This is a genomic window from Leclercia sp. LTM14, from assembly GCF_023736175.1.
GTDB classification, from domain to species: domain Bacteria; phylum Pseudomonadota; class Gammaproteobacteria; order Enterobacterales; family Enterobacteriaceae; genus Enterobacter; species Enterobacter barmai.
Genome location: NZ_JAIKTT010000001.1, coordinates 747165 through 772156 on the forward strand (window position 1 = coordinate 747165; position 24992 = coordinate 772156).

Here is a 24992-nt window from a genome sequence, read left to right on the forward strand (position 1 = left end):
AAGAGAGGGTTGTTGCCGTTTATCCTGCCAGCAACAACCCCGTCAGCCTTTCAGGGCGCCTTACTTTAATTCAGGCAGTTCTGCCTGGGAAGATTTCGCTTGATCGAGCGGCTCGGCGGCCGACGGAGCCTGAATATTCAGGTTCTTGAGCAGTTCACCGGTACGGGCGCTGATGCGATAGGTGGTAAACATATCGACGAACTGCAGCTCGACGTAGCGGCGCTGGGCGCTGAACACTTCGTTTTCGCTGTCCAGCATATCGAGCAGGGTACGGTCGCCAAGGCTGAACTGCTCCTGATAGGCGCTACGCACCTGCACGCTGCGATCGGCGTACTCTTTGGCGATCGGCACCTGCTGACCGGCATTTTTCAGGGCGTTCCAGGCCAGACGCAGATCTTCGTTCAGCTGACGCTGGGCGTTGTTTTTCACATCCTGCGCCTCTTTCATTTTGTAGGCGTATGAGGTGAGCGTCGCCTGGTCGCTGCCGCCGTTGTAAAGGTTGTAGCGCATGCGCAGCATCGCCTGCCACTCCTGGCTGTGGCCGCGGGTACCATCGATGTTGTTATCCATGGTACGCCCGACTTCGACGTTCACATCCGGATAGAAGCGCGATTTGGCCGCCTCATACTGCTGGCGGGTCGCTTCCACGTCGGCATCAGCCTGTTTCAGCAGCGGGTTATTTTCCAGCATCACGGTACGCGCGGCATCCAGGGAAGCGGGAACGGCGATTTTAGCGGGCATCACCAGGGTGTCAGGCTCTTTGCCGGTGATGCTCTGATAGTTGGCGCGGGAGTCTTCGAGGTTGGTTTGCTCGGTCAGCAGGTTGTTGCGCGCCTGTGCCAGACGGGCCTGGGCCTGCTCGAAGTCCGCCTGACGGCCGACGCCCTGCTCGGTACGCAGGCGGATCTGGTCGAACACGCGCTCGTGGTTTTTGAGGTTATCTTCCGCCAGCGCCACCATCTTCTGGCGCATCAGCACATCGAGATAGGTCTGGATCGCCTGCAACGCGGTAGATTCGCTGGTATTCAGCACCGTCCAGGCCCGGGAATTGACCGTGGCTTTCTGGCGGCCGACTTCGCTGGTGGTGGCAAAACCGTTGAACACATTCTGGCGCAGGTTGATAGCGGACTCGCTGCGATGCAGATCGCGCAGGTGGTCGCCTGCGGCGCGGGTGCTGGCATTATCGGTCTGCTCCCAACCGGTGCCTGCGGTGAGATCCAGCGTCGGGAGATAGCCGCCTTTAGCTGCGCGGAGATCCTGATCGGCGGAGTATCGGCTGTTAACCGAGGCGTTAACTTCCGGGTGCCATAGCAGGCTATCTTTCACCGCCTGCTCAAGCGTCGTGGCCTGGCTGTGTGTGGCGCTCAGCACCAGAGCTGCGCCCATAACGAACTGACTATACTGTTTCATCTTGTCGACTTTCCTTCATATCCCTTGATTGTTGGTCAATATCCACCAGAGAAAATCCCATTAGACCGAGGGAAAAAATGCGTCCTGCGATTTTGCGGTCAGACGGGATCCGTCGTCTGATCTGAATAATGTGTGCCGCGCAGAGCCAGACTGCCCCTGCGCGGCGACCTGTCAGGCATGATCTTCCGGTTTGGCGATCAGGTTATCGAGCATCGCGTCGTTACCGCCGTCATAGCCATCGGTTCCGGCGATCTCGCTGCCTTCAGCGGGAACATGCTCGACTTCCGCCGGGCCATCCGCCGTGTCGCTCTGCGGCCCCGCCTGGATCAGCGTGCTGAGATCGTTGTGCTCCTCGTCATGGATCAGATCGCTGAAGTTCAGCTGCTCCTGCTGATCCGTACTCTGGAGCGTGAGGGTCTCGCTTTGCGCAGCATCCGCGTGATCGGCCGAGGCCGTCGGCATGCTGCTATTATCCGCCGCCGTGGTGCTGAGCAGCAGATTGTCGTCATCGATTAACGATGCGGCGTGCTCCGCGCTCGCCAGACTGTGGTCTGCGTCATGGTCATCAGCCGTCAGGCTGCTGTGCGCCTGCTTCTGATTGTCTTCGTCGCTATCCGCATGATGCTCCTCAACGCTGTGTGCGGCCATCAGCGGATGATCGTCCACGTTGTCATCGGCGTGCTCTTCCCCGCCGTGTGACCCGCTGACAAAGGTCCCGCCCTCTTTGCCGTCGACGGTAAAGTCGGTGTCATGATGCTCGGCGGCGGATGAGTCTACTACCAGGCCAATCTCCCCGAAATCGCTCTGGCCGTTTGGCAGCTCAACGCTTACCTGGCCGTTGAAGTGCGAGGTGTCGTTATCAAAGGTCAGGGTGTAGGTCTTATCCTCAGCGTTGTAACTGACGTCCGCATAGTTGCCGGTAAAGGTCGCGTTTTCCGGGATCCCGCTCAGCGTGATGCTGTTAAGGTGGTCGCTGCTGTCCGACGTTTCGAGATTGACATCCAGGTTCAGCGTTACCGTGTAGCTGACGGTGGTATTGCCGCCGAGCTCAGAAGACGGGCCATCACCAAATACGACCCCTTCGATACCGTTGGCATTATGGAACGGTGATTTCCCGGTCTCGTTATCGACAATATGCAGGTTATCTATGTCATTGTTCTTACCATTCTGTGGATGTTCGACCCCGGTAACGGTGTAGTCAGCCTCATTACCCTGAACAAAGATATAGTCCTTACCCGCCTCGCTTTGCGGTACGCCCTGGTTGCCGGTAATACCGTTGACCGGCCTGAACTCATATTTATCCTCCGGCCAGTCGCCCTGCTGGTAGTAACCCCCGGTGTGATCTCCGACCACAAAAATATCGGTGTAGGTTTTGTCGCCGTTGTTGGCGTTGGCGTTACCCTGGCTGTTGTAGTAGTGGATCTGATCCGGGCTATCGGCCTTAGGCACGAAGTCGCCAGGGATCTTGCCATCCGGGCTATCCGGAGTCAGCCAGACGTGCACGTTGCTGCCGATGGCCACAATCACGCCGTTCTGGATGTCGTAACCGTTAGGATCGCCGCTACCGCCGTTAACGTGGATGATCTTGTCGTCCGTTGTCTCGGAGGTTTTATTGCCCGGGGTGACGGTGACGGTTAGTTTGACGTCGGCGTCGGCGTCGGCGTCTGAATCGGCGTCGGCGTCAGCATCGGCGTCAGCATCCGCATCGGCATCCGCGTCGGCGTCAGAATCTGCGTCGGCATCGGCATCTGCGTCAGAATCCGCATCCGCATCCGCATCCGCATCGGCATCAGCATCAGAATCCGCATCGGCGTCTGCATCAGCATCCGCGTCGGCATCAGCATCTGCATCGGCATCCGCGTCCGCATCGGCGTCCGCATCCGCATCCGCATCGGCGTCGGCATCGGCATCTGCGTCAGCGTCAGCGTCTGCATCAGAATCGGAGTCCGCATCCGCATCCGCGTCCGCATCAGAATCCGCGTCCGCATCAGAATCGTCAGTGTCGAGCAGCGTTAACTCTTCCGGGGGTTCGTCGTCGGGGAAATCAAGCCCGACCGTTGGGTAGCCCGCATTGGGGTCAACAATTTCAGCGGTAAGATCGAGCACGACGTGGGTATGTGACCCGCCGCCGCTGCCGCCTGGCTCGCCGCCAGTGTTACCGGATTGTGGACCTGCAGCTGGTGCCTCCAGGGTTTGCGTCGGGTCCTGCCCGTCGGCAATTGCCTGCTGGATGGCAGCAATATCTTGCTGCTGGGCCGCCGCGTCTGGCGTGACGACGTGCCCTGAGCTGTCCCACTGGGTGTCACGGCCCAGATCCAGCTGTTTACCGTCCGCCAGAGATAAGGTAATTGCGCCAGTCGCTCCCGTCTGGACTTGTTCTCCTTCGAGAACGCGGTCGCCTTCGGTCAGTAAACGCTTGCTGCCGTCAGGGCTGACGGCAAATACTTGTCCGATTACGGCTTTGACGATCCCGGATACGCCACTCATATATTGTCTCCCTCAATCTTTTTCTCGCCCAATTCATCCATTGCTCAGGCTCAGAATGCGAAAAGAGTATTTAATCTGTATTGATAATTCGCTGTGCAACTATAACTACGATACGCCTTTCTGCCGCTGATTTATTGATTCAGATTCAGGTCAGAGCAGGATATTAATAGATGCCATGAATAAACAGGAATCGAAAAAGGTCAGCACTATCAAAATAGGGGAGTCTGAAAAATAACCCTCTATTTCGTGCTGATTAATTTAGTCACGTAATAATAACGGCTAAATAAGGCCTTCATCGTCATCGGCAATTAATCCCTCCAGCCCACTCAGCGAGCGACGCGCCTGCGCACGGCTGGTGAGTTTGGCCTGTGCGGCTGGCGGCAGGTCGGTGATGGTGATCACCCCTTTGCTCATCAGCACCTCGATCAGATCCTCCAGCACACGCACCATCTCAAGGTCGCTTTGCCGCAGCTGATACAGCGTGGCTTCTCGGGTATCGCGCTGGCGCAACCACTCGTCAATCTCAGGCGTACAGAGATCGTGCTGTTCCGTCATTGCGGGAAAAGGTGTCAGTTCCACCCGAATTATTCGTCTTTCCGTATCGCGTTCTAAGTAATACATTTTCAGCCTCTCATTAGCCTTTGCGGTTAATTTCCACCCAGCGTACTGGCATCAGCGAAATAGCGCCCCATCGCGCCATATAACCCCATTTTTTCGAGGGTCGCCAGTTCGCCCGCTGTTTCCACGCGCTCGGCAATTAAGGGAAGATTAATCTGGCGGGCGGCCCAGTAAATTGCCTCAATAAACAGTTTTTTATCGTCTTCGCTGTCTAAATCGCGAATATAACTGCCATCAACTTTAATCCAGGCCAGACCCCATTGCGGTAAATTGCCGATAAGGTGGAAGCGTCCTCCAAAATGCTGGATCCCCAGACGACAACCCAGCGCCTTCAGGCGACTGACCAGCACGTTCACCCGCTCGACGTCGGGCAGTTCATTCTCATCCAGCTCAAACGTCAGCCAGTTTGCCAGCTGCGGCGCGCTTTTCAACGGCTGCAACAGGGCGTTGAGGCTCTGGTCGTCCGCGACGCTGGCACCGCTGATGCTGAGCGCCAGCGGGCGCGGCGATTTTGCCAGCTCACCCAGGGTCTGCTGGAGCATCACGATGTCCATGCGACGGCTGAGGTCGAGGCGGTGGATCCACGGCATAAAGCGCCCCGCTGGCACCAACTCACCCTCCTCGGTTTTGATGCGGGCGAGGATCTTATGGTGCAGCACCACATGCCGGTTATTGCACTCGTAAACCGGCTGCGAGAAGAGCTCGAAGCCACCGCGGGTCAGCACCGCATCAAGACGGGTGTACCAGCTGTGATGATCCTCTTCGCTCCCGGTATCCGCTGCGGTATCGGGCGTGGCAAAGATGCGCATCTCGGTTTCGGCTCTCGCCAGCGCCTGGTCCGCCTGGGTCAGCACCGCCTGCGGGGTATCGCCAACGTTAAACGGCACCAGCGCGAAGTGCGCCACCGGCGTCACGTCGCTCATGCCCATCTCAGAAAGCGCCTTCAGCTGCGTGCTGAGGGTGTTGCGCAGATTATCGAGATCCTGGCCCAGGATCTGCGGGGCGATAATGGCAAACTCCCCGCCGCGCACGCGGGCTAAAAAGCCCTCGTTGTGGAAATAGTTGCGCTGCAGGCCGCTCAGAATATCCGCCACCGCCACCAGCAGCTGGTCAGATTTGGCTCCGCCAAGACGCTGGTTCAGGCCCATCAGATCCTGCACCCGCAGCAGCATAATATGACCGGCAGCGTTCTCTTCATCGCTCAGGCGAGACTGCAACTGCATGTCAAATGCCCGGCGGTTGCTCAGGCCGGTCAGGCTGTCGTGATAGGCCTCCTGACGCAGCGCTTCGGTGCGCCGGGCCTGCTCGCTGAATAATACCTTGAGCTGCGTCACCATCATGTTGGTGGCATCCACCACCCGGCGCAGTTCGGGGGTTTTCGGCAACGCCTGAATGTTGAGGAACTCGCGACGGCAGATAGCCATCGCCTGTCCGGCAATATAGTTAAGCGGACGCAGGGCGCGGCTTAACATCAGCGTAGCCGCCAGCACAAACAGCAGGCTGCAGCCGATCAGCCATAAAAAGCTGGCGACGATGCTGTTCCACAGGCGGGCCAGGGCGAACATCGGATGGCTGACCACCTCCACCCGGGCGGCCTGGGTCCAGCCCCGCATCACTATGGCATCGCCTTCACCGGGGCTGAGGTTCACCATCCGCACAAACCACTGCGGCACGCGGGTGCTCTGGGGAATGTCGCTGCGCTCGAAGATCGGTTTATTGGTTTTAATGTCCACCACGCGAATGCGATAGAAATAGCCGCTGTCGAAGATGGAGTTCACCATCAGCTCGGTCATGGTCGGATCGTCGATATGGGTCGTCAGGGAGAGGCCCAGCGCCGTCGCCGCGTCCTGCGCGTGGGCGCTGAGCTGATTGCGGTACTGATCCCGTGAGCTTTCCAGGGTAACGAAAAAGTTGCCGCAGAAAATGACGAGCGTAAATAAACAGATGCCTATCAGTAGCTGTTTATAAAGAGACATGGCCCTATCCTATTCATTAATTACAAATCCTTCTGCACGCATTCGGGTGAGAAGATCCTGCCAGCGGGAGAGCCTTTTGCTGTCACCCACGCGTTTGTTGCCGCCGGACTGCGGCAGCCACAGCCCTTCGCCGTTAAACGCATAAACCGGAAGCAGGTCGGTTCGCTGTGTGGCCGGCAAGATGGCGGTTTTCAGATTATCCAGAACCAGCGGGATCGCCGTGGGGGTGGAATACCATGTCACCACCATGTGCGCCTGGTTCAGTTCAAGTGCCTTAACATAGGTAATACGTAACTGGTTTGCCGGAACGCCCATTTCGCGCAGGGTGAAATATTTCGCCAGCGCAAAGTCCTCGCAGTCCCCTGCCCCCTTACGTAAAAACTCAATCGGCGTGGCCCAGTAATCCTGCTGCTTCCAGACGACGATATCATCGCGAAACGCCATGCGGGCGTTAAAAAACTGGTTAACCCGGTTTAGCCTGTCCTGGATCGATCCTGAGACGGCTGCTTAAGCAAGGCGGCCCACTCGTCAATCCGCTGCCGGGCGGCCGGGGTCGCCGGGCCATACAGCCGTTCGGTACGGGTGCTGATGGCGCTGAAATCCCACCCGGCGCCAAGCCCGGGGGAGATAACCAGCAATACCACCAGCCAGAGCGACAGCCAGCGTCGACAGCTCACGAAACGGGAACGAGAAAGCCGCATGGCGCTGGCTTACTTCTCGCCTGACCGGGCAAGCCAGCGCTTAAGGTACGCGACATAGCCGGAAAGGTAGTGCTCAACGTCGTCGATCCGCACCCGGTAGCTATGGTGACGAATGAAAAAGCTGCCGACAATGCGTGGCGGATTTTTGAAGAACATCGCCAGTTCCGGCCAGAAAAAGCCGTTCGCCAGATAGCGGGCGCGGGTCTCCAGCGCCTCGTTGAATACCGCCATATCAAAACCCGCCAGCAGATGCTTATGCGGCGATGTTTCAAGCCGCGTAATCATCCCCGACGCCGCCATCATCAGCTCCAGCAGGGTGGGATACGTGGTGACGCGGTTCTGCACGAAGTCGAGGTGGTCGCGCACGTTATCCAGCCCAAACCGGTAGTAGCGCTCCAGCGGCCGGTAGAGCGTCAGCTCGTTGACGCAGTAGCTGAGCCAGTGATCGTGGGCCTGCCAGTGCTTTTGCGCAATAAAATGATCCATCGCCCGCTCGACCATCTCCAGCCAGCGCGGGGCCTGAGTCAGGCCGTAAAGACGCATCAGGGCAAACGCCGCTTCACCGTCGTAATAGATAATGCGGTGTGCCGCCTTCAGGGAGAGATCCCCGGCGTTCAGTATGTGGACAAACCCGCCCGTCTTACGGTCCTGCATATAGCCGATCCCGTTCGCCAGCCGCGCCATCTGCGCCAGATACTGATTATCGCCGGTCAGCTCGCTGTATTTCGCCATCGCCAGAATGCACACCGCGTTGCCGCCAAGCTTAATTTCATCCCCGGTATCCACCAGGAAATCGGCGTCACTGCCATCGGGAAGCCGGTAAGTGCGAATAAAGCTGCGGCAAAGATCCTGGAGCGCCCGTTCGATGGCCGCTCGTTGTTCCGGCTGCTGCGTCACCTCCCACCCTTCAAGTAGCGCATAGGTGGAGCTGGCGTGACGCAGGGCGTTATAGGTCGGAATAGCGCGATCGAAGCAGGGGAACCAGCCGTACTGGTAGCGCCCGGAAGGGGTAATCTGGCGTGCGAGATAGTCGGTGGCGGAGGCGATCATCGGCTCCAGCGCCATCGCCTGCCAGTCGGGAAGCTGGCGGTAGCCGCTGTTACGCCCGGTTGATTCAATGGGCAGCAACCGTTCGCCGTCGCAAAACAGCGCCTGAGTGGTAAAGCGCCAGAGCGTCTGGTCAGGCTGCTCCGGCCATGTCAGCAGCGCGCCGAAGCGGCGGCGGGAAAAATGGGCCAGGTTGTTGGCATTGGGCGTAGCGACACCGTGGTCGCCGTGATAGAGCAGCGCGTTGGCTGCGATCTCCTGCTCCAGCATCGCGTAGCGAAACGCCGGATCCAGGCTCAGGCCAAAGCGAAAATAGTTACGTTTGGTTTTGGCTAAACGCGCCTGCAGGTTATCCCAGCGCAGGGCCTGTACCTTATCGACAAGATCTACCCGCAGCCAGCAAACCTCGGTGCCGCTCTTTCGCTGCCACTGCTGCAGCGCCTGTGCGCCCTGCTGCCAGGCCTGATCGAAGGTGTCGCCGCACCCCTGCACAATATGCGCACGGCTCTGGCTGTCGGAAGCACTAAAAAAGATCGCCCAGGCGGGGCAGATCGACGGTTTGGGCGCGACGTCCAGCAATTCCATCGCCGGGCGGGTTTGCGCCAGTAATTGGCTGAGCGGCATTTGTACTCCTGATAACGCCTGAGGAAACCCTGTCAGAAAAATCTTAATCGATGATACCATTATGTATGACAAGATGTGTATTCTGTATGTCTATTGTTTCTCCCGGGGCGGTGTTTTGAGTCGATGTTTCGCGGTGTGGATCCTGCTGCTGGTCAGCGTTTTTGCTTACGCTGATACGCCGCTGCTGTGGAACCAACCGGCCTCCCGACAGCACTGCCCGACCGGTAACGATGCCCTGTGGGTACAGACTCCGAACGGCAACGCCTGTATGCGCTATTTCAGCGCAGGAAACCTTCAGGCCGCCCCGCTGGTGGTGGTGATACTGAAAGGCGATCGCGTCTCGCAGATTGAGCGCCCACCCGAATCCATTCCCGGCAATACCGCAGCCGATCAGCGCCGTCAGGCCCGGGCCATCCTGCGCCAGACCGGGTTGCCCACGATTATTATCGCCCGCCCCGGCACCTACGGCTCCAGCGGCAACCATTATCACCGTCGTCAGGCTGAAGAGTTCCAGGCGATAGATGCCGCCCTCGATGCCATCAAAGCCCGCTACGGTATCCAGCGCTTTATTCTGAGCGGACACAGCGGGGGCGCAACCGCCGCGTCGGCGCTGTTAGCCACCGGTCGCCGGGATATCGACTGCGCGGTGCTTACCTCCGGCGCCTGGGGAATACTGGAGCGGGCGCAGCGCATCCGCCAGCGGCGCGGTGAAGCCCCTGCCCCTGGGCTGGACAATACCGGACTTCCTCACCCCTGGGACCCGCTCGACCATATCAGCGGGATCGCCGCAGATCCCTTCCGGCTGATCCTGGTGATCGGTAATCCGCAGGATCGCACTACGCCTTTCGATCTGCAGGCACGCTTTGCCGCTGCGCTGCGCGAGCATGGTCACCGGGTGGAACTGCTCGAACGCCCCGCTGTCCCGCCGCACTACCACGATCTGAAGGGTAACGCCGGGATCACCGCCATTCATCTTTGTCCGCAACGCGGATACGCCACAAAAGCAGGAATAAGCTCATGAGTCAGCAAGGTGCTGAGACGCCACCCCGGGGATGGACCGCCGCCGACCTCGAAAAATTGCCCGGTGGCGTCTGGCACAATCGACCGGAGGCAGGCTGGCAGGCCTGCGACATCGCCATTTTTCATGACAAGACGCCGCCCACCCGTCCCTGCCTGTTTATTGCCATGGATACCGACACCTGGCTGCAGGGCTCCGGCAATACCGGCATTTACGCGGGCTGGAACGATACTCATCTTTCGCTTTCCCGCCACGCCTCGCGCTACTGCGGGGCGATTGTTCAGCGCAGGCTCGACGGGCTGCCGCCAGACTTCCCCCAGCTGGTGGTCGGCAATAGCTATGAGGCGCTGCAGTGGCTGGGGGAAGAGGCGCGGCGACGGCTGGACGGTAAGCTGGTGGCGATCACCGGTACGGTAGGGAAAACCTCCACCAAAGAGATGCTGGAGAGCATTCTTGCAACCCGCATGTCGGTGGTGGCGAGTCACGGCAACCACAACACCCGCACCGGCGCCTCGGTGACTCTGGCCCGGACCGTCTGCAACCCGCAGGCGGTGGTGATGGAAGTGGCGATCTCGGCCCTGTGGATGCGCAACGGCGGGCTCGGCCCGCGCATCAAGCCGCATATCGTCATCATCACTGAAATCGGCATGACCCAAGTGGGGAAGAACGTTACCTCTTTAGATGACGTGGCGCGCTTTAAAGCACGCATCAGCCACGGCCTGATCCCGGGCGGCTACGCCATTTTGAACCGCGATATGGCCGGGTATGAGACCCTGGCCGCGAGCGTCACCCGCGACGGGGCCCGCATCATCAGCTACGGTTTTCACCCTGATGCAGACGCGCGCATTACGGCGTTTACCCCGGATGGCAACGGCAGCCTGGTTACCCTCAACTTTCGCCAGCAGAGCCTGAGTTACCGGCTGGCCGTGCCGGGCAAGGGGGCTGCACTTAACTCGGTGGCCTCGCTTATCGCCGCCGACCTGCTCGGGGTGAGCCTGCCGGAGATCGTCACCAACCTTGAAGCCTGGCACAGCGACGGCCAGCATATGGGTATTACCTGCCTCACGCTGCCGGAGGGCGGGGCCGTCACGCTGATTGACGACAGCTACAACGCCGAATACCTCTCCATGCTCAACGCCTTCGAGGTGGCCGGGCAGCGCGCCCGGGATAGCGGTGGTCGGGTGGTTGCCCTGCTGGGGCGGATCGTCAACCTCGGCGACCAGTCCGACGCGATCCACCGCTCGCTGGCGGAGCCGTTGCTGGCGGCGGGCTGCGGGAAAGCATTTTTGCACGGTGAGGAGATGGCAGCCCTGCACGGTGCCCTGCCGGAGACGATTCGCGGCGGCCACTTCCGCACTGCGCAGACGCTGGTGGATGCCGCGGCACCGACGCTACGCGACGGCGATATCGTGCTGGTCAAAGGCAGCGTGCGCAACTCTGACTTCAACCGGGTCATCAGCCTGCTGAAAACCCGTCTCGCTGCGCCACCAGCCCTGAAAAAAGAGCAGACCGCCCGCCTGCTGGTGAATCTCGCCACCGGCGAAACGCGGGTATCCGAACTGAGCGACAGCATCTTTGCGCCGACCTATCTCAGCCAGCTGTTGCTGACCACCTGCGTGGCGGAGCGGCTGCTGATAAAAGAGATGACCCTCGAAACGCCTGTTGAAATGCACGGCATCGCCGCCCACGTCCTGAAAGGTAATCCGGCGCTAGGCCTGCCGCGGGGCAGCACGGTGACCCTGAAGTCGCTGTTGCAGGGGATGCTGATTCATAACGCCTGCGACGCTGCCATTCACATCGCGGAACAGCTGGCAGGCAGCAGCGCCGGGGCGTTGACGCAGCTCCGTGAGCTGATGGGTGAGCGGGCGATGGCGCATACCCACATCAATAACGTCTCCGGCCGCCCGCGTCCCGGCCAGCGCACCACGCTCAGGGATGTCGCCAGGCTGCTGTACCATTTCTACCTGCGCTACCCGCACCTGCTGTCGTGGTTTGCTGAGCACGAGGCGGCCATCGGCGAGCACGTGTACCGTAAAACCGCCAACCTGTACAGCAACGGCAGCGCCTGGGGACAATTCAGTGCCGGACGCTGGGGCTTTGCGCTGCAGTGGATCGCGGGCGATCTCTGGCTGGCCTGCGCCGCCGGGGCGGATGACGCCTTTCATCTTGACTATCTGCTGGATGAGCTGCTCTCCCGGGCGGATGGCGCGCAGCCTGCACCGGTCCCCGTCGAACGCCAGATCGACAAACCCGCAGCGACAATTACCCTGCTGGGGGACACCTATTTTGGCGAGTGGTACACCCGCAAGCGTCAGCGGCGCGGTATCGATGATGCCCTGCAACGCTACGGATACGATCACAGCTTTGCGGGCATCGCCCCGCTGCTGCGCGGCAGCGATTTTACCCTTGCCAACTTCGAAGCGGCCCTTGCCACCGACCTGAGCGCCAGCCCGGAAGGCCGAAAAACATTCTGCCTGGCCGGGGATCCGCAGGCCTCTGTTGCGGCCCTGCGCAAACAGGGCATCGACGCGGTGGCGCTGGGCAACAATCATGCCATGGACGCCGGACTGCCGGGTCTGCACAGCACGCTGGCGGCGTTTAGCGACGGGGGCATCGCCACAATCGGGGCCGGACTCAATGCCCAGCAGGCGCACGCCCCGCTGGTGCTGACGGTAGGCGACAGGCAGTACAAGATTTTTAGCGCCTACTGGTACCGACGCTTTATGGAGCAGGAGTGCGCCTTCTATGCCCGCCCGCGCCGGGCGGGCGTCGCCTGTCTGAGCGGTGGGCTGACGGAACAGCTGCGTCTGGAAAAAACGAGCGCACGCCCGTCCACCACCATCGTGCTCGCCCACTGGGGGCTCGACTACCGCTGGACGACGGCGGGACAGCGTGCGCTGGCGCAACGCCTGAGCGAGGCCGGAGCGGATCTGATTATCGGTTCCGGGCCGCATATGCCCGGCGAAGCGGCCCGCCTCGGCGAAAGCCTGGTGCTCTACAGCATCGGCAACGGGGTGTTTAACAGTAACGGCGAGTATCGGGAACGCGGTATGCCGCCGTATGGTTTTATCGTCCGCCTGCTGCTTGGCGAACAGGTGCCGCAGATCCAACTCCTGCCGATCCTGACCGACAATAAAAAGACCTTCTGGCAGCCCCGCCCGGTTAACGAGGCTGAATTCACCGATCTGATCGCACACCTGACCGCTCAGGGAATGCCCATTATCCGGGAGGAAGCCTCCGGCGCGGGCTGGCGCGCGGTATGTGAAGAAGGAGAGTACAAGCTGATCATGACGCTGGATGCGTATGTAGAACAGTAAGCAGAATTTTTAAGCGATACAGCTACCTGAATGAAAATTCCCGATTACAGTTAAAAGACGTCACTCCGCTGTGCGACAGAGTCAGGACCTACTGATGAGCGTGCCACTGCAAAAAATGCCCCGCTGTGGGATGGTGTTGTTAGCGCTGCTGCTGGGCGTAAGCGGTTGTGCTTCCCATGATAAAAACCCCAGCCGGGCGCGCGTGGCGCCGAAGTATGTTCTTCCCGCACCTGTGCAGCCCGCCTATAGCGCACCTGAACCTTTCCTCAGCGCGCCAGAAGAAGCCCCCTCGCCGCCGGTAAAAGTCAAAAAACGGCCGTCGGTTAAAGCCGCAGAACAGTCAGCGCCACGGGCGTTGCCGGTGCTGGACAATTCATTGCCAGAGCAGATCTGGCAGCCGGCTGTTACCCGTCAGACCAGCTTGGAGCTTAAATCATGACGGAACGCGCTGTCGGTGAACTGGAAAGCCGGACGGATATCAAGCGCCCGACGCTGCCGCTGTGGCAAAACGCGCTGGTTATTCTCCTTACCCTCACCTACCTCATCTGCGAGCTGGCGTTTAACTCGCGCCTGCTCGATCTGGTGGGCAGTCTTTCCACACCCGATGACATCCACAGCATGGAGCGCTACGGGCGGGCATTAACCGCCATCGCCGCTGCCCTGCTGGTGTTTCAGCTGGTGCTGGCGGGTAACGCCTGGCTGAAAAAACGCGGCGTTGAGTTTCCCGCCCCCTGGGTGACCGGCATGGTGTTTTCGCTGTGCCTGCTCACCGGCGTGGTGACCTGGCAGATGGTGGAGTGGGTGATTGAGCGCCAGGTCGCGCAGAGCACCGGCGAGTTTCGCCAGAAGTCGATGCTGGCCCAGCTCTATCAACAATCGTTAATTGACGGACACCAGACGCTGGAGGGGATCCCGCTTGACGACGACGGCAGCCAGCGTGACACCTGGACCAGCCCCTCCGGGAAAGCGTTTCTGGCGATGCTGCCGCTGCTGATGAGCTCGGTCAGCCGCTATCACGAGCTGCTTGAGCGGGAGGCCGGGCAAAACCTGCGCGACAGCATCAGCGTCCAGGAGGGCGGTCTCCTCGGCTATTACAAGCTCTGGCTGGCCGTGCGTGGGGAAATTTATAAAGACTATCTCGGCTATAACAGCGCCACAGAGACAAAGGGGCTTTATAACGGCGTGGCGATCCCGGCCCGGCTCGACTGGGAATCGTTTTTTATGCTGGAGGTCGTGCAAAACACGCTGCGTGATAAGCTGGCTCTCCCCCGGGACACCCGGGTCAGGCCTGAATACCCGAAAGATGACGCCCTTAAACAGTTTGCGCAGGATCTACAGGCCCCCCATCTTGATCACGCCATGCATCAGCAGCTCCCTCGCCTGCAGGCAGCGCTGGCCAGCTACGGCGTGGGCGGGGAAAATGAAAAACGGGGTGAGGATGCGGCGCGGGCGGTGATTGTTCCCCCCATTGCGCTGATGTTCTCCCTGCTTGGGGCTCTCACCCACCTGGCAAAACTGCTCTACCTGCTGCTTCTGCCCTTAAGTGCCGCCCTGCTGTATATCGCCCCCTGGCGCCCGGTTCGTCTGGTCAACCGCCATCCGCTGATCTTTCCGGTAATGTTGATCTGCCTGCTGCTCGGCCTGTGCAGCGTGATGAATAACAGCATCACCGCCTCTCCGGCCTATCAGTCTTTGCGGCATGCGTTGCAGGGGGCGGAGGTGACCATTACCGACGCGCCCTCCTCCCTGCGTGGCGACACGCTGCTGCGGGTGATCCACGCCGTCAGCATCGGGCAAAGTTACAGCTATCCGCTGAATCACGCCCTACGCCAAAACGTGCTGCTCGACTTTGATTTTGGATATGAAACACGTAATGAATAAGTCTCCATCAGGATAAAAACGGGCCTCTGTTTTGGTTATTTTAATGCTGGTTTTTTGAGCAAAAAGTAGTGTTAGCAGTTAAGATATATCAGTGCTACATTACGCCGCCCAAAGGCGTCAGCCGTTTTTCAGACCATGAGTATGTACGGCAACAGCCCGGAACCATTAGTATTTACGCGAGTCATAAAAGCAGTACGGCGTAACGCCACTCTGGCGCTACCTACACACTCTTCATAAAGGTCGTTTTATCTTGTCTCAATGCAAATTCACACTCACCCTTTTGCACCCCCGTTACTGGTTTACGTGGTTTGGTCTGGGTGTCCTGTGGCTGCTCGTACAACTCCCCTACCCGGCGCTGAGCTGGCTGGGTGCTACTCTCGGGAGTATTTCACGTCGTTTTCTGAAACGCCGGGAGTCCATCGGCCGCAGAAACCTCGAACTCTGCTTTCCGGCGCTCTCCCCCGAAGAGCGCGAACGTCTGATTACTGAGAATTTTAAATCCATCGGCATGGCGTTGCTGGAAACGGGGATGGCCTGGTTCTGGCCGGATCGCCGGGTACGCAAGCTGTTTGATGTTGAAGGGCTGGAAAATTTGCAGCGCGCGCAGGCTAAAAACCGCGGCGTGATGGTCATCGGCGTTCACTTTATGTCGCTGGAGCTGGGTGGCCGGGTGATGGGCTTGTGCCAGCCGATGATGGCGACCTACCGTCCGCATAACAGCGCCCTGATGGATTGGGTGCAGACGCGCGGGCGCATGCGCTCCAATAAAGCGATGATCAGCCGCAACAACCTGCGCGGGCTGGTCAGCGCCCTGAAAAAAGGGGAAGCGGTCTGGTTTGCGCCGGATCAGGACTATGGCCGCAATGGCAGCAGCTTCGCCCCCTTCTTTGCGGTGAAGGATGTGGCGACCACTAACGGCACATTCGTGATTCAGCGCCTCTCAAAGGCGGCGATGCTCACCGTCACGATGGTCAGAAAAGCCGATAAGAGCGGCTATCGCCTGTTCATCATGCCGGAGATGGAAAACTATCCGCAGGAAGAGGTGGCCGCCGCGGCTTACATCAACAAGGCGATCGAGAACGAGATCATGCGTGCCCCGGAGCAGTATTTATGGGTGCATCGCCGCTTCAAAACCCGCCCTGTCGGTGAACCTTCCCTCTACCGTTAGCCCCAAAACAGAGGTTAGTTTCTGCGTGAAACTAACCTTTTCAATCACCTGTAATCACCCTGATTTATCGTTAGCAGGCTATGTTGCCGAAGGGCAATTTATTACGCCGCGAAATCAATCTGTCGCCGTTCCACGACACTCGTAAGTCGTGGAAATTATTTAAAAAAATGCCCCTTGTCACTCCTGAAATTTAGGCGTACATTAGCGCCGTCTGGCTACCTGAAAGCACAGAATTCTGAGCTGGAGTCGCTGCCAAAACGGGGATAATTCTCATTTCCGCCCTGGACCGACTTCACCTCTCTATAATCAGTTGGACTCTGTTTTTAATGCGTATCACGAAATACGCGGAGCGATGAACGTGAAATATTTCTTGATGGGTTTTTCAGTGATTTTGTTCGCCTGGGTCGGCACGTTTGCCCTGATGATGAACTGAGCAAAGAAAATGTAGTCAAAAAACAGGCGCCTGAGGCGCCTGTTTTTTTTGGTTACTGTTCCGGCGCGGTCTTTGCGGCCTGCGGCAGCAGCCCGTCGGCGCGGAACATGCCCTTAATGCCCCTCACCGCCTGACGAATACGGTCGCTGTTCTCAATCAGCGCGAAACGCACGTGCGTGTCGCCGTAGTCGCCAAAGCCAACGCCCGGGGAGACGCACACTTTCGCGTCCTGCAGGAGTTTTTTGGCAAACTCCAGCGATCCCATCGCGGCGTAAGCCTCCGGGATCTTCGCCCAGACGTACATTGAGGCTTTCGGCATCTCGACCATCCAGCCTGCTTCATGCAGCCCTTTGACCAGCACATCACGACGACGCTTGTACTGGGCGGCAATGTCCTTCACGCACTGCTGATCGCCTTCCAGCGCTGCAATCGCCGCCACCTGCAGCGGGGTGAAGGTGCCGTAGTCGTGGTAGCTTTTGATGCGCGCCAGGGCGTTCACCAGGGTCTTGTTGCCGACCATAAAGCCGATACGCCAGCCCGCCATGTTGTAGCTTTTCGACAGGGTGAAGAACTCCACCGCCACGTCGCGCGCGCCGGGAACCTGCATGATCGACGGCGCTTTCCAGCCGTCATAGACGATATCGGCATAGGCCAGGTCATGCACCACCAGCACGTCATAGCGCTTCGCCAGCGCCACGACCTTCTCAAAGAACTCGAGTTCGACACACTGGGCGGTCGGGTTTGACGGAAAACCGAGGATCATCATCTTCGGCTTCGGATAGCTTTCGCGGATGGCGCGTTCCAGCTCGTTAAAGAAGTCGACGCCTTCCACCAGCGGAACAGAGCGCACCTGCGCCCCGGCGATGACCGCGCCGTAAATATGGATCGGGTAGCTGGGGTTCGGCACCAGTACGGTGTCGCCGTGGTCCAGGGTCGCCAGCATCAGATGCGCCAGCCCCTCTTTCGACCCAATGGTGACAATGGCTTCGCTCTCGGGGTCGATCTCAACCTGATAGCGGTCCTGATACCAGCGCGAAATGGCGCGGCGCAGGCGCGGAATGCCTTTGGAAGTCGAGTAGCCGTGGGTGTCCGGGCGCTGGGCGACGGTACAGAGCTTTTCCACGATATGCGGTGGCGTAGCGCCGTCGGGGTTACCCATGCTGAAATCAATAATGTCTTCGCCGCGCCGACGCGCAGCCATTTTCAGTTCAGCGGTGATGTTAAATACATACGGGGGAAGACGATCGATACGCGAAAAACGGCGTTCAGGACTGGAGTCAGCCATAAATTCCTCAGATTACGTTAGCGCCCGGACCGTCCGAGCGACGTCGCCACGAATGTGGCGTGCTTAGAAAATAACCTGAAAAAATTCGTCTTGTCGAGAGGGGAGAAATAAAAAAATAACGTAGCGCTAAAACAGGAACTCTGCTCGGGTAAAAACGGGAAGCGATTATGAAAAGAGGCATTTTCAATGCCATTTAGTTAACATTTTAATATCAGTACAGTTACGACTTTTGGATTATTTTTTCCCTTCAGACCCCTTTGCGCGGCAACGAAGTCAATCCCCTTTCATTTTTATGGTTTATCCCCATTTGATAAAAAGGACGGATAACTGGTCATTGGGCGTCAGGTTTTTTATCATGGTTCTTTCCCGTTTTCCCAGGTTTCCCCGTGCACGAAATATTCAATATGCTGCTGGCGGTTTTCGATCGCGCGGCATTAATGCTGATTTGCCTGTTCTTCCTCATCCGCATCCGCCTGTTCCGCGAGCTGCTGCATAAGTCTGCCCACTCGCCGCGAGAGCTGCTGGCGGTCACCGCCATCTTCTCGATGTTTGCCCTGTTCAGCACCTGGTCCGGGGTGCCGGTAGAGGGATCGCTGGTCAACGTGCGGATCATTGCCGTGATGTCCGGCGGGATCCTGTTTGGCCCGTGGGTGGGGATCATCACCGGGGTTATTGCCGGGACGCACCGCTATCTGATTGATATCGGCGGCGTGACGGCGATCCCCTGCCTGATCACCAGCATCATTGCCGGCGTGCTGTCGGGGGTGATTAACCGTAAGATCCCAAAAAAGCAGCACTGGAAAGCGGGCATTATCGCCGGGATGGTCTGCGAAACCCTGACCATGATCCTGGTGGTAGCGTGGGCGCCGACCGTTGAGCTTGGGCTGGATATCGTCTCGAAGATCGGCATCCCGATGATTCTCGGCAGCGTCTGCGTGGGCTTTATCGTGCTGCTGGTGCAGAGCGTGGAGGGCGAAAAAGAGGCCAGCGCTGCCCGGCAGGCCAAGCTGGCGCTGGATATCGCCAATAAAACGCTGCCGCTGTTTCGCGATATTAATGCCGAATCCCTGCGCCAGGTGTGCGACATCATCCGCCGCGATATTGACGCCGATGCGGTGGCGATCACCAACATCGACCGGGTGCTGGCCTACGTGGGCGTAGGGGAAGCTAACTACCGGGATAACGACGATACCGTCAGCCCCACCACCCGCCAGGCGATCAGCGGCGGTAAGATCATCATCAAGAACAACGATGAAGCCCACCGCACCCCGGAGATCCACTCCATGCTGGTGATCCCGCTGTGGGAAAAAGGGGTGGTCACCGGCACGCTCAAAATTTACTACTGCCACGCGCACCAGATTACCTCCTCCTTACAGGAGATGGCGGTCGGGCTGTCGCAGATTATCTCCACCCAGCTGGAGGTCTCCCGAGCCGAGCAGCTGCGGGAGATGGCAAACAAGGCAGAGCTGCGCGCCCTGCAGAGCAAAATTAATCCCCATTTCCTGTTCAATGCCCTGAACGCGATCTCCTCGTCGATCCGCCTGAATCCGGACACCGCCCGCCAGCTGATCTTCAATCTCTCGCGCTATCTGCGCTACAACATTGAGCTGAAAGACGACGAGCAGATCGACATCAAAAAAGAGCTCTATCAGATCAAGGATTACATCGCCATCGAGCAGGCGCGGTTTGGCGATAAGCTCACCGTCATCTACGACATCGATGAAGAGGTGAACTGCGTGATCCCGAGCCTGCTGATCCAGCCTCTGGTGGAGAATGCCATTGTTCACGGCATTCAGCCGCGCAAGGGCAAAGGCGTGGTGACGATAAGCGTGGCCGAGTGCGGTAACCGCGTGCGGGTGGCGGTGCGCGATACCGGACACGGGATCGACCCGAAAGTGATTGAGCGGGTGGAGTCCAACGAGATGCCCGGCAATAAAATTGGTCTGCTGAATGTCCATCACCGCGTTAAGCTGCTCTATGGTGAAGGGCTGCACATCCGCCGCCTTGAGCCGGGAACCGAGATCGCGTTTTATGTGCCGAATGAACGCTCCGCCGTTCATGCCCAGCCGTTGTTGTTGCCTTAGAGGGAGTGACGCATGAAAGTCATCATTGTGGAAGATGAAATACTCGCTCAACAGGAGCTGAGCTGGCTGATTAAAGAACACAGCCAGATGGAGATTGTCGGCACCTTTGAGGACGGCCTGGACGTGCTGAAATTTTTGCAGCACAACCGGGTCGACGCCATTTTTCTGGATATCAACATTCCGTCCCTGGACGGCGTACTGCTGGCGCAGAACATCAGCCAGTTTGCCAGCAAGCCGTTTATCGTCTTTGTCACCGCGTGGAAAGAGCATGCGGTGGAGGCCTTCGAGCTGGAGGCGTTCGACTACATTCTGAAGCCTTATCAGGAGTCGCGGATCGTCACCATGCTGCAGAAGCTGGAACACGCCTGGCAGCAGCAATCCGGCGCGGAGCAGGTCGCGGCCTCACCGGTGACGCGTGAAAATGACACCATCAATTTGATCAAGGACGAGCGCATCATCGTGACGCCGATGGACGACATCTATTACGCCGAAGCGCACGAGAAGATGACCTTCGTCTATACCCGCCGCGAGTCGTTCGTCATGCCGATGAACATCACCGAATTTTGCGCCAGACTGCCGACGAGCCACTTCTTCCGCTGCCATCGTTCGTTTTGCGTGAATCTGAACAAGATCCGCGAGATCGAACCCTGGTTCAATAACACCTACATTTTGCGGCTGAAGGATCTGGATTTTCAGGTGCCGGTAAGTCGCAGCAAGGTGAAAGAGTTTCGCCAGCTGATGCACCTGTGAAGGGAGTGCCCCGGTGACGGACGTCACCGGGGACGGGCTGTTACAGTACCTGGCCCAGCGTCTGACGCAGATGCGCACCAGAGCCCAGCAGGCCCGGGTTGTCATGGACGATCAGGTACACCGGGATATCCCGGACGTAATCGCGGAAGCGGCCTTTATCTTCAAATCCGCCGCGGAAACCGGATGATTTAAAGAAGTCGAGGAAGCGCGGCACGATCCCGCCCGCGATATAAACCCCGCCAAAGGTGCTGAGATTCAGCGCCAGGTTGCCGCCAAAACGCCCCATGATGACGCAGAACAGCGACAGCGCGCGACGACAATCGGTACAGGAATCTTCCAGCGCGCGTTCGGTGACGTCTTTCGGCTGCAGATTTTCCGGCAGACGGCCGTCAGATTTCACGATTGCCCGGTAGAGATTCACCAGGCCCGGGCCGGAGAGCACGCGCTCTGCGGATACGTGGCCGATCTCCGCGCGCAACTCTTCAAGGATAATGCCCTCTTCTTCGCTGTTTGGCGCGAAATCCACGTGTCCGCCTTCGCCCGGCAGGCTGATCCAGCGTTTGTCGACGTGCACCAGATGCGAGACGCCAAGGCCGGTGCCTGCGCCATAGACGGCAATTGGCTTACCTTCAACCGGCTCAGTACCGCCGAACTGGATCAGATGCTCCGGCTTTAACATCGGGATCGCCATCGATACCGCGGTAAAGTCGTTAATAATTTCCAGATGGGCGAAACCGAGGTTGGCTTTCATTTCGGCAATAGAGAATGCCCAGGTGTGGTTGGTCATCGCCACCCAGTCGCCGGTAATCGGGCAGGCAATAGCGATACAACCATCCTCAACGCTGACCTCATGCTCCGTCAGATAGACACGAACCACCGCTTCCAGGCTGGGATAATCCAGCCCGGAATAGGTTTTGGCGCGGGAGATTTCGCCGGTATTGACGTCACATAACGCCAGACGCGCGTTAGTCCCCCCTACATCACCTACCAAAGCATACTTTGTCATTCTTCTACTGCTCCGCTAAAGTCAAAATAACTGATTGGCACACTCTAAATTCAAGGCCCGAGAACAACAACGACCTGAATAAAAGCACCCCAGGATTATCGATCTTCGTCACAGAATAACTTTACCGTTTCAGCACCATTTGCACTATTACCATAAGGCTGAGAGTGCAAAGTAAAGACAGCCATTTTCTACAAGGAAATCATCATGCTCCATCCGCGAGCCAGAACGATGCTGCTGCTGGCCCCTCCTGCCCTGATTATTGGCGTGGCATCCAGTCTGATTCTGATAATCATCATGAAGGTTGCCTCGGTGCTGCAGTCGCTTTTGTGGACCTCTTTACCCTCCACAATCGGTCTTAGCGCGAACTCCCCGACGTGGATTATTCTGACCCTGACCCTGACCGGTATCGCCGTGGGGCTGGTGATCCGTTATACCCCGGGCCATGCCGGGCCCGACCCGGCCACAGAGCCGTTGATTGGCGCGCCGGTCAACGCCGCCGCCCTGCCGGGGCTGATAATCGCCCTGATTATCGGTCTAGCGGGGGGCGTCAGCCTCGGGCCTGAGCATCCGGTGATGGCAGTAAACATCGCCCTGGCCGTCGCCGTAGGCGCGCGCGTCTTTCCCCGGGTGAACGCCCTGGACTGGACCATTCTTGCCTCTGCCGGCACCATCGGCGCGCTGTTCGGCACCCCCGTCGCGGCGGCGCTGATTTTTTCCCAGACCCTGAGCGGCAACGCGGAGATCCCGCTCTGGGATCGGCTGTTCGCCCCGCTGCTCGCCGCCGCAGCGGGCGCGCTGACCACCAGCCTGTTCTTCCATCCCAACTTCTCGCTGCCCATTGCCCACTACAGCCAGATGCAGCTGGTCGATATATTTAGCGGCGCAATTGTTGCCGCCATCGCCATCGCGCTGGGTATGGTGGCGGTGTGGTGTCTGCCACGCCTGCACCGGCTGATGCATCGTCTGAAGCATCCGGTACTTATTCTCGGGGTCGGCGGATTTATTCTGGGGATCCTGGGCGCCATCGGGGGCAACATCACCCTGTTTAAGGGGCTGGACGAGATGCAGCAGATGGCTTTCAGCCAGATCTTCAGCGTGTCGGATTATCTGCTCTTTGCGCTGATCAAACTGGCGGCGCTGGTGGTGGCGGCGGCATGCGGTTTTCGCGGCGGGCGCATTTTCCCGGCGGTGTTTGTTGGCGTCGCGCTGGGATTGATGCTGCACGAGCACGTTGATGCGGTTCCGCTGGCGATCACCATCTCCTGTTCCATTCTGGGCTTGGTTCTGGTTGTCACCCGGGATGCGTGGCTGAGCCTGTTTATGGCGGCAGTGGTGGTGCCGGACACCAGCCTGCTGCCGCTGCTCTGTATTGTGATGCTGCCCGCCTGGCTGTTGCTGGCGGGCAGACCAATGATGATTGCCGGGCGTCAGGAGAAATAATCAGGCGCTTTTACGCGCCTCCAGCGCCTGGAGAATGCCGCTCAGCAGCGGCGGAACGTCGGCTTTCGGCAGCATGACCTCAATCAGCGACAGCCGTTCCGGGTGCCCCACTCTCTCCAGCACCTCCTCCAGCTGCACCGTCTCGCTGACCCGCCAGCACTCGGCCTGACAATTCAGGCTGAGGGCCTGCGGGATCTGCGTCCAGTTCCACAGCGCAATGTCGTTATAGCGCTGGTTCGGACCGTGAATGGCGCGCTCCACCGTATACCCTTCGTTATTGAGCACCATGATCACCGGGCGCTGCTTGTCACGCAGCATCGAGCCCAGCTCCTGAATGGTGAGCTGTGCCGCGCCGTCGCCGGTAATCGCAATCACGCGGCGATCCGGGCAGGCAGTCTGGGCACCGTAGGCGGCGGCCAGGGTGTAACCAATCGAGCCCCAGATCGGCTGCACGATAAAGTTCACCTCATCCGGCAGCCTCAGCGCGCCCGCACCAAACGCCGAGGTGCCCTGGTCGGCCAGAATAATATCCCCCGGACGAATATAGGTTTGCAGGGTTTTCCAGAAGCTGTCCTGGGTCAATGAGCCTGGATGAACCGCATGCAGCTGGCGTGCCGGGCGTGGCGTGCTGCTGGTGTTGGCATACTGGTGGCACAGGCTGGAGAGCACTTCAATGGCCTGGGTCATCGGGATGCCGGTGTACCAGACATCGCCGATGCGCGAGGCGTGCGGCTGCACGTCGATGGTCTGCTGAGGAGTGAGTTTGTGGGTGAAGCCGGCGGTGAGCGTATCGGTGAAGCGCGTGCCCACGCAGATCACGGTGTCAGCGCCTTCAATGGCCTCGTTGACGTCGGCCGCGCTGGCGGAGCCGCTGTAGGTTCCCGCAAAGCCTGCTTTGCGCTCGTCAAAAATGCCTTTCCCCATCAGCATGGTGGCGTGGGCGACGGGCGTCTGGTCCACCCAGCGCTGCATCTGGTTTTTCAGGCCGTAGCGCAGGACCAGGAAGTCGGCCAGCAGCGCGATGCGATCGCTTGCGGCCAGCCGTTTTTCCGCCGCCTGACGGAATGCATCCAGGCGGAAACTGTCACTTTCATAAATTCGGTCAATGAGCGCGCTTACTGGCGGAGTGGCAGGTTTCTTTGCCACGTCGGCAGGCAGCATGATGTAGCCAGGGCGGCGCTCACGGAGCATTTCGGTCAACACCCGGTCAATTTCATAGCAGGCGTTCTGTTCGGTCAGGTGCGCCTGCGCCACGGTCACGGGCTCACTCATCTTATAGAAATGACGAAACTCACCGTCACCGAGGGTATGGTGCAACAACTCCCCTTTTTTCTGCGAGGCGCTGCCCGGTGCGCCGACGATATGCAGTACCGGAACATGTTCAGCGAAACTGCCCGCGATGCCGTTCATGGCACTGAGCTCGCCAACCCCAAACGTCGTCAGCAGCGCGGCAAAACCCTTGCAGCGCGCATATCCATCAGCGGCGTAGGCCGCATTCAGTTCGTTGGCACAACCTACCCAGCCAATATCCGGGCTGGCGATAACGTGATCGAGAAACTGCAGATTGTAGTCGCCCGGCACGCCAAACAGATGATCGGCACCACAATCTGTAAGACGGTCCAGCAGGTAATCGGCGACGGTGTAGGGGGTATGCATGACAGTTATCCTTATAATGTTGACTTCAATTTGAGTATTGAAGAAGCGTGATAGCTGTCCAGGAATGGCGATAATCAGCGCTTGGAAATAA

General features: G+C 58.9%; 19 protein-coding genes. 9 read left to right on the plus strand and 10 right to left on the minus strand.

Annotation, left to right across the window (positions count from 1 at the left end; translation table 11 throughout):
- Nucleotides 1-60 precede the first annotated feature (60 nt).
- From K5I40_RS03520 to K5I40_RS03550, 7 genes are all read right to left on the minus strand, one after another.
- Entirely contained in the window at nucleotides 61-1410 is a 1350-nt protein-coding gene (locus tag K5I40_RS03520) for a TolC family outer membrane protein (RefSeq protein ID WP_039032033.1), read from the minus strand.
- Between the two features lie 171 nt (nucleotides 1411-1581).
- Nucleotides 1582-3897, minus strand: a complete 2316-nt coding sequence (locus K5I40_RS03525) for a retention module-containing protein (protein WP_251929484.1) — start codon at nucleotides 3895-3897, stop codon at nucleotides 1582-1584.
- A 279-nt stretch (nucleotides 3898-4176) separates the two neighbouring features.
- A complete protein-coding gene (locus K5I40_RS03530) occupies nucleotides 4177-4518 on the minus strand; it encodes a hypothetical protein (RefSeq protein ID WP_039032618.1) in 342 nt (113 codons plus the stop codon).
- Nucleotides 4519-4544: 26 nt separating this feature from the next.
- Entirely contained in the window at nucleotides 4545-6491 is a 1947-nt protein-coding gene (lapD, locus tag K5I40_RS03535) for a cyclic di-GMP receptor LapD (RefSeq protein ID WP_223073691.1), read from the minus strand.
- Nucleotides 6492-6500: 9 nt separating this feature from the next.
- Nucleotides 6501-6935 carry a transglutaminase-like cysteine peptidase gene (locus K5I40_RS03540; RefSeq protein WP_251929482.1) on the minus strand — a complete coding sequence of 145 codons (435 nt, stop codon included), beginning with the start codon at nucleotides 6933-6935 and terminating at the stop codon, nucleotides 6501-6503.
- 29 nt (nucleotides 6936-6964) lie between these two features.
- Entirely contained in the window at nucleotides 6965-7192 is a 228-nt protein-coding gene (locus tag K5I40_RS03545) for a hypothetical protein (RefSeq protein WP_251929480.1), read from the minus strand.
- Between the two features lie 9 nt (nucleotides 7193-7201).
- Complete coding sequence (locus K5I40_RS03550) at nucleotides 7202-8863, minus strand: Mur ligase (protein WP_223073690.1); 1662 nt, start codon at nucleotides 8861-8863, stop codon at nucleotides 7202-7204.
- A 115-nt stretch (nucleotides 8864-8978) separates the two neighbouring features.
- Here K5I40_RS03550 and K5I40_RS03555 point away from each other — a divergent pair, with 115 nt between their 5' ends.
- From K5I40_RS03555 to ypdK, 6 genes are all read left to right on the plus strand, one after another.
- A complete protein-coding gene (locus K5I40_RS03555) occupies nucleotides 8979-9884 on the plus strand; it encodes a S9 family peptidase (RefSeq protein ID WP_223073689.1) in 906 nt (301 codons plus the stop codon).
- Nucleotides 9881-13198: a CapA family protein gene (locus K5I40_RS03560; RefSeq protein ID WP_223073688.1), complete on the plus strand. Its 3318-nt coding sequence runs from the start codon at nucleotides 9881-9883 to the stop codon at nucleotides 13196-13198. The genes K5I40_RS03555 and K5I40_RS03560 overlap by 4 nt, the downstream gene beginning before the upstream one ends.
- Before the next feature lie 94 nt (nucleotides 13199-13292).
- On the plus strand, nucleotides 13293-13637 hold the full coding sequence (locus K5I40_RS03565) for a hypothetical protein (RefSeq protein WP_223073687.1): 345 nt from the start codon (nucleotides 13293-13295) through the stop codon (nucleotides 13635-13637).
- Nucleotides 13634-15079 (plus strand): hypothetical protein, encoded by a 1446-nt coding sequence (locus tag K5I40_RS03570; protein WP_223073686.1) that lies wholly within the window; start codon nucleotides 13634-13636, stop codon nucleotides 15077-15079. Before K5I40_RS03565 ends, K5I40_RS03570 begins: the two co-directional genes overlap by 4 nt.
- 247 nt (nucleotides 15080-15326) lie before the next feature.
- Nucleotides 15327-16247: a kdo(2)-lipid IV(A) palmitoleoyltransferase gene (gene lpxP / locus K5I40_RS03575; protein ID WP_223073986.1), complete on the plus strand. Its 921-nt coding sequence runs from the start codon at nucleotides 15327-15329 to the stop codon at nucleotides 16245-16247.
- Nucleotides 16248-16599: 352 nt separating this feature from the next.
- Nucleotides 16600-16680 carry a membrane protein YpdK gene (gene ypdK / locus K5I40_RS24065; RefSeq protein WP_353620503.1) on the plus strand — a complete coding sequence of 27 codons (81 nt, stop codon included), beginning with the start codon at nucleotides 16600-16602 and terminating at the stop codon, nucleotides 16678-16680.
- A gap of 52 nt (nucleotides 16681-16732) precedes the next feature.
- Here the strand turns inward: ypdK and alaC are convergent, their stop codons facing one another.
- Nucleotides 16733-17965, minus strand: a complete 1233-nt coding sequence (gene alaC, locus K5I40_RS03580) for an alanine transaminase (protein WP_139563323.1) — start codon at nucleotides 17963-17965, stop codon at nucleotides 16733-16735.
- Nucleotides 17966-18351: 386 nt separating this feature from the next.
- On the opposite strand from alaC, the gene K5I40_RS03585 reads away from it, so the two are divergent.
- On the plus strand, nucleotides 18352-20049 hold the full coding sequence (locus tag K5I40_RS03585; protein ID WP_223073685.1) for a sensor histidine kinase: 1698 nt from the start codon (nucleotides 18352-18354) through the stop codon (nucleotides 20047-20049).
- 12 nt (nucleotides 20050-20061) lie between these two features.
- The gene (locus K5I40_RS03590) at nucleotides 20062-20799 is read left to right on the plus strand and encodes a LytTR family DNA-binding domain-containing protein (protein WP_139563324.1); all 738 of its coding nucleotides are present in this window, start codon (nucleotides 20062-20064) and stop codon (nucleotides 20797-20799) included.
- Nucleotides 20800-20839: 40 nt separating this feature from the next.
- Here the strand turns inward: K5I40_RS03590 and glk are convergent, their stop codons facing one another.
- Nucleotides 20840-21805: a glucokinase gene (gene glk / locus K5I40_RS03595; RefSeq protein WP_039032608.1), complete on the minus strand. Its 966-nt coding sequence runs from the start codon at nucleotides 21803-21805 to the stop codon at nucleotides 20840-20842.
- Between the two features lie 204 nt (nucleotides 21806-22009).
- Here glk and K5I40_RS03600 point away from each other — a divergent pair, with 204 nt between their 5' ends.
- Nucleotides 22010-23245 (plus strand): ion channel protein, encoded by a 1236-nt coding sequence (locus K5I40_RS03600; protein WP_223073684.1) that lies wholly within the window; start codon nucleotides 22010-22012, stop codon nucleotides 23243-23245.
- Here K5I40_RS03600 and ipdC read toward each other — a convergent pair whose 3' ends face one another.
- Nucleotides 23246-24901: an indolepyruvate decarboxylase gene (ipdC, locus tag K5I40_RS03605; protein WP_039032606.1), complete on the minus strand. Its 1656-nt coding sequence runs from the start codon at nucleotides 24899-24901 to the stop codon at nucleotides 23246-23248.
- Nucleotides 24902-24992 lie beyond the last annotated feature (91 nt).

Coding starts and splice junctions, on each gene's coding strand:
- K5I40_RS03520 (WP_039032033.1), bottom strand. CDS start 1,410: ATGAAACAGTATAGTCAGTTCGTTATGGGCGCAGCTCTGGTGCTGAGC.
- K5I40_RS03525 (WP_251929484.1), bottom strand. CDS start 3,897: ATGAGTGGCGTATCCGGGATCGTCAAAGCCGTAATCGGACAAGTATTT.
- K5I40_RS03530 (WP_039032618.1), bottom strand. CDS start 4,518: ATGTATTACTTAGAACGCGATACGGAAAGACGAATAATTCGGGTGGAA.
- lapD (WP_223073691.1), bottom strand. CDS start 6,491: ATGTCTCTTTATAAACAGCTACTGATAGGCATCTGTTTATTTACGCTC.
- K5I40_RS03540 (WP_251929482.1), bottom strand. CDS start 6,935: ATGGCGTTTCGCGATGATATCGTCGTCTGGAAGCAGCAGGATTACTGG.
- K5I40_RS03545 (WP_251929480.1), bottom strand. CDS start 7,192: ATGCGGCTTTCTCGTTCCCGTTTCGTGAGCTGTCGACGCTGGCTGTCG.
- K5I40_RS03550 (WP_223073690.1), bottom strand. CDS start 8,863: ATGCCGCTCAGCCAATTACTGGCGCAAACCCGCCCGGCGATGGAATTG.
- K5I40_RS03560 (WP_223073688.1), top strand. CDS start 9,881: ATGAGTCAGCAAGGTGCTGAGACGCCACCCCGGGGATGGACCGCCGCC.
- K5I40_RS03565 (WP_223073687.1), top strand. CDS start 13,293: ATGAGCGTGCCACTGCAAAAAATGCCCCGCTGTGGGATGGTGTTGTTA.
- K5I40_RS03570 (WP_223073686.1), top strand. CDS start 13,634: ATGACGGAACGCGCTGTCGGTGAACTGGAAAGCCGGACGGATATCAAG.
- ypdK (WP_353620503.1), top strand. CDS start 16,600: ATGAACGTGAAATATTTCTTGATGGGTTTTTCAGTGATTTTGTTCGCC.
- alaC (WP_139563323.1), bottom strand. CDS start 17,965: ATGGCTGACTCCAGTCCTGAACGCCGTTTTTCGCGTATCGATCGTCTT.
- K5I40_RS03590 (WP_139563324.1), top strand. CDS start 20,062: ATGAAAGTCATCATTGTGGAAGATGAAATACTCGCTCAACAGGAGCTG.
- glk (WP_039032608.1), bottom strand. CDS start 21,805: ATGACAAAGTATGCTTTGGTAGGTGATGTAGGGGGGACTAACGCGCGT.
- K5I40_RS03600 (WP_223073684.1), top strand. CDS start 22,010: ATGCTCCATCCGCGAGCCAGAACGATGCTGCTGCTGGCCCCTCCTGCC.
- ipdC (WP_039032606.1), bottom strand. CDS start 24,901: ATGCATACCCCCTACACCGTCGCCGATTACCTGCTGGACCGTCTTACA.